The organism is Micromonospora sp. NPDC049201, from assembly GCF_055586805.1.
Window position 1 is genome coordinate 1 of sequence record NZ_JBVJHM010000028.1, and the last position, 7,838, is coordinate 7,838.

A 7,838-nucleotide genomic window follows, 5' to 3' on the forward strand; every position below is an offset into this window, starting at 1 on the left:
GGCTGGGGTGAGGGTGTCGGAATCCTGGTGTTGGAACGACTGTCGGATGCTCGTCGGCGGGGGCATCGGGTGTTGGCGGTGGTGCGGGGCAGCGCGGTCAACCAGGATGGCGCGTCGAATGGGTTGAGTGCGCCGAACGGTCCGTCGCAGCAGCGGGTGATCCGCCAGGCCCTGGCGAATGCGCGGTTGTCGCCGGGCGAGGTGGATGTGGTGGAGGCGCACGGCACGGGCACCACCCTGGGTGATCCGATCGAGGCGCAGGCGCTGATCGCCGCGTACGGCCAGGACCGGCCGGCGGGGCAGCCGTTGCGGTTGGGGTCGGTGAAGTCGAACATCGGCCATACTCAGGCGGCTGCGGGCGTTGCGGGGATTATCAAGATGGTCTTGGCGATGCGGCATGGGCTGATGCCCAGGACGCTGCACGTGGACGCGCCGTCGACTCATGTGGATTGGTCGGCTGGGTCGGTGCGGCTGCTGACCGAGGCTACGCCGTGGTCAGGGAATGGCCGGCTGCGGCGGGCTGGGGTGTCGTCGTTCGGGATCAGTGGCACCAACGCCCACCTCATTATCGAAGAACCCGAACCGCTCGAGTCGCTTCAGGTCACGCCGGCTGACACGGCGGCCTCTGACCAGGAGTCGGGTCATGAACCGGTCCCGCTACCCGGCGGGTTGGTGCCGTGGTTGTTGTCGGCCAAGACCGAGGTGGCGTTGCGGGCGCAGGCGCAGCGGCTGGCCCGGTTCGTGGACGACCGGCCCGAGGTAGAGCCGGCCGTGGTGGGGCACGGGTTGGCGGCCCGGTCGGTATTCGCGCATCGGGCGGTGGTCCTCGGCCAGCACCGGCAGGTGTTGGTGGATGGGTTGCGAGCGCTGGCCTCCGGTGGTCAGGCGTCGGGGGTGGTTGCCGGGGTCGCGGGGTCGGGTCGGTTGGCGATGGTGTTCTCCGGGCAGGGGAGTCAGCGCCTCGGGATGGGCCTGGGCCTGTATGAGGCCTATCCGGTGTTCGCTGAAGTGTTCGATCAGGTTTGCGCATCCTTCGACCCTCATTTGGAGCGGCCGTTACGGGACGTCGTCGCGGGCGAGGCGCAACTGTTGGACCAGACGGTGTATACCCAGGCGGGGTTGTTCGCGGTGCAGGTGGCCTTGTACCGGCTGGTCAGCTCGTGGGGGGTGGCCCCGCAGTGTTTGGCGGGGCATTCGATTGGTGAGTTGAGTGCGGCTCATGTGGCGGGGGTGTGGGATCTGGCTGATGCGGTGGCGGTGGTGGCCGCGCGTGGCCGTCTGATGCAGGCGCTTCCTGCTGGTGGCGCCATGGTCGCGTTGACCGCCAGCGACGTCGAGGCGCAGGAGTTGATTGCCGGGCACACCGACCTGGTGGGAGTGGCGGCGGTCAACGGCCCCCGTTCGACGGTGATCTCCGGCGACCAGAGCGTGGTGCTGGACCTTGCGCAGCAGTGGCGAGACGCCGGTGGTAGGGCCCGGCAGCTGCGGGTCAGTCACGCGTTCCACTCGCCGTTGATGGAGCCGATGCTGGCCGAGTTCGCCGACGTGTTGGGCGGGGTGGTGTGGCGGGAGCCGGCCATCCCGGTGGTGTCCGGCACCCCCGACGCAGACGTGACCCAACCCGAATACTGGCTGACGCACGCCCGCCACACGGTGCGGTACCACGACGCGGTGACCGCCCTACGCGAGCAAGGCGTGGATGTTTTCCTCGAACTGGGCCCGGACGGCACGCTGACCTCGATGGCCGACACCGACACCCCCGATGCAGGGGTGTGGCTGCCAGCGCTGCGAGCCGACCGGGACGAGCCGCAGACACTACTGACCGCTGTCGCTGGTGTTCACGTACACGGCGCGGCGGTGGACTGGCCGACGCTGCTCGACACGGGTGCCGGTCGGCGGGCTCTGGAACTGCCGACCTACCCGTTTCAGCGCCAGCGGTTCTGGCCACAGGCGACGCACCAGACAATCCCCAGCGTTATGGACACTCTGGATGCGGATTTTTGGCAGGCGGTGCAGCGGCAGGACGCGGCCGTGGTATTGCCGGTGCTGACATCGCTGCGACAGCGGCAGGCACGGGCGGCGTTGGACCGGTGGCGGTACCGGGTCGAATGGTCGGTGTTGGCTGACCAGCCGGACGGGGCGCTGTCGGGGGTATGGGCGCTGCTGGCTGTGAGCGGGGCTGGCGATGACCTCGCGGATGTGTTGTCGGCGGGTGGTGCCCGGGTGGTGCGGGTTGACCTTGATGATCTGGAGACCGGGCTGGCCGGGGTGCGGGCGTTGGCCGAGTCCAGGACGCTGGCTGGTGGCGTGGTATTGGCCGGCGCGGGTCGGGAATGCGCAGCGCAGCTGTTGGCGGTGGCACAGGCATGGGGTCCCGTGCCGTTGTGGGTGTTTACCCGAGGCGCGGTGAGCGTGGATGACAGCGACCCGATCAAGAATGTGTGGCAGGGCCAGGTGTGGGGTCTGGGCCGGGTTATTGGTGCCGAGCGGCCCGACCGGTGGGGCGGATTGATCGACCTGCCCGATGGAGTGTTGGACGAGACAACCTGGCGGTCCTGCTGCGCGGTGTTGGCTGGTTGGGGTGAAGACAACCAAGTGGCCGTGCGCGCCGACGGGGTGTACGGGATGCGGCTGCGGCGAGCCCCGGCTGCGCCGGGACAGGTGTGGCAGCCCTCAGGCACGGTGCTGGTCACCGGTGGGACCGGAGCGTTGGGTGCGCAGGTAGCCCGCTGGCTGGCCGAGCAGGGCGCAAGGCATCTGGTGCTGGTCAGCCGTCGTGGTCTGGCCGCCGTGGGCGCGCGGGAATTGGTGGCGGAGCTGGCCGCGGCAGGGGTGGGGGTGCAGGTGGCAGCCTGTGACGCGGCCGACCGCGACGCTATGGCTGAGGTACTCGCGGCGATCCCGGCCGAGCATCCGTTGACCGCAGTGGTGCACACTGCGGGGCTGCTCGACGACGGGGTGATCGGGTCGTTGACCGCCCAACGACTGGCCACGGTGGCCCGGTCGAAGATCGACGCGGTGCTCGCTCTTGATGAGCTGACCGCCGATATGGACCTGCAGGCGTTTGTGGTGTTCTCGTCGGTAGCAGCGCTGTTCGGCTCGCCAGGACAGGGCAATTACGCGGCTGCGAACGCGTTTATGGATGTGTACACCCAGCAGCGGCGAGCACAGGGCGCACCGATGGTTTCGGTGGCCTGGGGGACCTGGGCTGGCGGTGGGTTGGCGAACACCGATCTGGTCGAGGCACGGACCCGCCGAGGCGGGTTGATGGGAATGGACCCCGCAGTGGCGGTCACCGCTCTGGAACATTCCCTTGGCCAGGGGTACCTGGTAGTGGCCGATGTGGACTGGCACCGGCTGGTCGAGGCCAGCGCTGGGCGCCTCGGATCGTGGCTGACGGATCTTCCCGAGGCACGGGCGGTGGTCGCGGACCTGCCGAGTAGTGATGAGCCGTCGGCATGGCTGACGCGGTTGCGGCAAATTCCAAGCGGACAGCGGGAATCGATGGCACTGACCCTGATCCGAGAGCAGGCCGCAATGGTCCTCGGCCACACCGGGACTGCGCAGATACCCGCCGACCAAGTATTCCAAGAGCTCGGCTTCGACTCGTTGACTGCGGTGGAACTACGTAACCGGTTGGCTACCGTGACCGGGTTGTCGTTGCCGGCGACGCTGGTTTTCGACTATCCCACACCGGTGGTGTTGGCCCGGTATGTGCTGACGGAGTTGCTCGGTGAGCAAATCGACGTCGTCGTGCCGGTGGTGGGTGCGGGTGTTGATGAGCCGGTGGCGATTGTGGGGATGGGGTGTCGGTATCCGGGTGGGGTTGATGACCCGGAGGGGTTGTGGCGGTTGCTGGTTGAGGGTGTTGACGCGGTGGGTGGTTTTCCCGTGGATCGGGGTTGGGATGTCGGGTCGTCAGATGACCCGGGTTCGGGGGGGTCGGGGAGCGGCTTTGCGCGTAAGGGTGGGTTCCTGGCTGGTGCGGCGTTGTTCGATGCGGGGTTTTTCGGGATCAGTCCGCGGGAGGCTGTGGCGATGGATCCGCAGCAGCGGCTGTTGTTGGAGGTTTCCTGGGAGGCGTTGGAGCGGGCGGGGATCGACCCGTCGGGGCTGCGTGGGTCGGATACCGGTGTGTATGTGGGCACGAACGGCCAGGACTACATCTCGATGATCGGTGACGCGCAGACCGGCAGCGAGGGGCATCTGCTGACGGGTAATGCGGCGAGTGTGATGTCGGGGCGGGTGGCGTACACCCTGGGTTTGGAGGGCCCGGCGGTGTCGGTGGATACGGCGTGTTCGTCGTCGTTGGTGGCGGTGCATTTGGCGGCGCAGGCGTTGCGCTCGGGTGAGTGTTCGATGGCCCTGGCCGGTGGTGTGACGGTGATGGCCACGGCGGGAGCGTTCGTGGAGTTCTCCCGGCAGGGCGGGTTGGCCGCTGACGGGCGGTGCAAACCGTTCGCGGACGCCGCTGACGGCACAGGCTGGGGTGAGGGTGTCGGAATCCTGGTGTTGGAGCGGTTGTCGGATGCTCGTCGGCGGGGGCATCGGGTGTTGGCGGTGGTGCGGGGCAGCGCCGTCAACCAGGACGGCGCCTCCAACGGGTTGAGTGCGCCGAACGGTCCGTCGCAGCAACGGGTGATCCGCCAGGCCCTGGCCAACGCGCGGCTGACACCGGCCGACGTCGACGTGGTGGAAGCACACGGCACAGGCACCACCCTGGGTGACCCGATCGAAGCACAAGCACTCATCGCCGCCTACGGCCAAGACCGGCCCGCAAACGAGCCGTTGCGGTTGGGGTCGGTGAAGTCGAACATCGGCCACACCCAGGCAGCTGCGGGTGTCGCGGGGATCATCAAGATGGTTCTGGCGATGCGGCATGGGCTGATGCCCAGGACGCTGCACGTGGACGCGCCGTCGACTCATGTGGATTGGTCGGCTGGGTCGGTGCAACTACTGACCGAGGCCACACCATGGCCGGGCGGTGGCCGGCTGCGGCGGGCTGGGGTGTCGTCGTTCGGGATCAGCGGCACCAACGCCCACCTCATTATCGAAGAACCCGAACCGCTCGAAATCCCCGAAGAGACCGAGCCGTTCGAGCCGCCGCAACAGGACGCACCGACCGACCCGGCGGCCTCGGGTGAACAGTCGCCGGCGGTCCCGCTGCCGGAGGGTGGGGTGGTGCCGTGGCTGCTGTCGGCTAAGTCTGAGGTGGCGTTGCGGGCGCAGGCGCAGCGGCTGGCCCGGTTCGTGGACGACCGGCCCGAGGTAGAGCCGGCCGTGGTGGGACGCGGGTTGGCGGCCCGGTCGATGTTCGCGCATCGGGCGGTGGTCCTCGGCCAGCACCGGCCAGCGTTGATGGACGGGCTACACACGTTGGCCTCCGGTGGTCAGGCGTCGGGGGTGGTTGCCGGGGTTGCGGGGTCTGGTCGGTTGGCGGTGGTGTTTTCCGGGCAGGGGAGTCAGCGCCTCGGTATGGGCCTGGGCCTGTATGAGGCGTATCCGGTGTTCGCGGAGGCGTTCGATCAGGTTTGCGCGTCCTTCGACCCTCATTTGGAGCGGTCGTTGCGGGGCGTGGTTGCGGGTGAGCCGCGGCTGTTGGATCAGACGATGTACACCCAGGCGGGGTTGTTCGCGGTGCAGGTGGCGTTGTACCGGCTGGTCGGTTCGTGGGGGGTGGCCCCGCAGTGTTTGGCGGGGCATTCGATTGGTGAGTTGAGTGCGGCTCATGTGGCGGGGGTGTGGGATCTGGCTGATGCGGTGGCGGTGGTGGCCGCGCGAGGCCGTCTGATGCAGGCGCTTCCCGCTGGTGGCGCCATGGTCGCGTTGACCGCCAGCGACACGGAAGCCCACGACCTGATCGCCGGGCACACCGACCTGGTCGGGGTGGCGGCGGTCAACGGCCCCCGCTCGACGGTGATCTCCGGCGACCAGGCCGTGGTGTCGGAGTTGGCGCAGCAGTGGCGAGACGCCGGTGGCAGGGCCCGACAGCTGCGGGTCAGTCACGCGTTCCACTCGCCGTTGATGGAGCCGATGCTGGCCGAGTTCGCCGACGTGCTGGCCGGGGTGGTGTGGCGGGAGCCGACAATCCCGGTGGTGTCCGGCACGCCCGACGCAGACGTGACCGAACCCGAATACTGGCTGACGCATGCCCGCCAGACGGTGCGGTACCACGACGCGGTGACCGCGTTGCGCGAGCAGGGCGTGGATGTTTTCCTCGAATTGGGCCCGGACGGCACGCTGACCTCGATGGCCGACACCGATACCCCCGATGCAGGGGTGTGGCTGCCCGGGCTGCGAGCTGAACGGGACGAGCCGCAGACACTGCTGACCGCGGTCGCTGGTGTTCACGTACACGGCGGGACCGTGGACTGGCCGACACTCCTCGACACGAGTGTCGGTCGGCGGGCTGTGGAGCTGCCGACCTATCCGTTCCAGCACCAGCGGTTCTGGCCACAGTCGGCGGCGGCTGGTGTGGGGGACGCTCGGGTGTTGGGGCTGGGTTCGGCTGATCATGCGTTGTTGCGTGCGGCGGTGTCGTTGGCTGATGGGGACGGGGTGGTGTTGACCGGCCGGTTGTCGGTGTCGACACAGCCGTGGCTGGCTGATCATGTGGTGTTGGGTTCGGTGTTGTTGGCGGGCACGGCGTTCGTGGAGTTGGTGATGTACGCCGGGGACCAGGTCGGCTGTGCCGTGGTGCAGGAGTTGACGCTGCAGACCCCGTTGCTGCTGCCGGAGCAGGGTGGGGTGCAGGTGCAGGTGTGGGTCGGTGATCCCGACCAGGATGGTCGACGGCCGGTCAACGTGTACTCCCGACCGGAGGGCGCGGGGGGTTCGTGGACTCGGCATGCCACGGGTGTGTTGAGCCCGCAGGCCGGCCGGGTTGCGTCCGGGTTGGGGCAGTGGCCGCCGGCCGGTGCCGAGCCGGTGACGGTGGACGGCGTGTATGAGCGGTTGGCTGACGGCGGTTACGTGTACGGGCCGGTGTTTCAGGGTTTGCGGGCGGTGTGGCGTCACGACCGGGATGTGTATGCGGAGGTGGCACTGCCCGAACACGCCGCAGCGGACGGGTTCGGACTACATCCGGCGGTGTTGGACGCTGCGTTGCACCCGATCGGGTTGACCGGGCTGCTCGGCGACGACGGCGGTGGGGCGGTGTTGCCGTTCGCGTGGAGCGGGGTGCGGCTGCACGCGACCGGAGCGACCACCCTGCGGGTCCGGCTGACACCCGCCGGCGATGGGGCTATCGCGGTGGCGGCGTTCGACACCGCCGGCCAGCCGGTCCTGACCGCGGACTCGCTGGTGTTGCGGCCGGTGACCACCGACCAACTCGCCGCGGGGGTGCCGGATGCGGCGCAGTCATTGTTCGCGGTGGAGTGGGTGCCGCTACCGGACGCGGAACCCGATACCACGCCGGCGGCTACCGAACTGGTCTGGGCGTGGCATGGGCAGGTTGATGGTGAGCTGCCCCCCGTCGTGGTGGCCGAGCTACCAGCCCCGGGCGATGCTGTGGGTGTTGTCGAGGCTACGCATGTGGCGAGCGGGTTGGTGTTGGGTTGGGTCCAGGACTGGCTGGCTGATCCGGCCACGGACGGGTCCCGGTTGGTGGTGGTCACTCGTGGTGCTACCGATGGCAGTGACCTGGCTGCGGCTGCGGTGTGGGGGCTGGTCCGTTCCGCGCAGTCCGAGCATCCTTACCGGTTCATTCTGCTGGACCTCGACGACGCCACTGACCCCGGCAGTGAACTGGGCGGGATCCTCACGGCGGTGCTCGGCAGCGGCGAGCCGGAGATCGCGGTACGTGATGGTGACCTGTACATCCGGCGGTTGGTTCGGGC

The 7,838-nt window shown here is 68.7% G+C and carries 1 protein-coding gene; it reads left to right on the forward strand.

From position 1 onward, the window contains the following. A partial coding sequence (locus tag ACZ6O5_RS31150) for an SDR family NAD(P)-dependent oxidoreductase (protein ID WP_465981893.1) occupies nucleotides 1-7,838 on the forward strand: 7,838 nt, incomplete at both ends.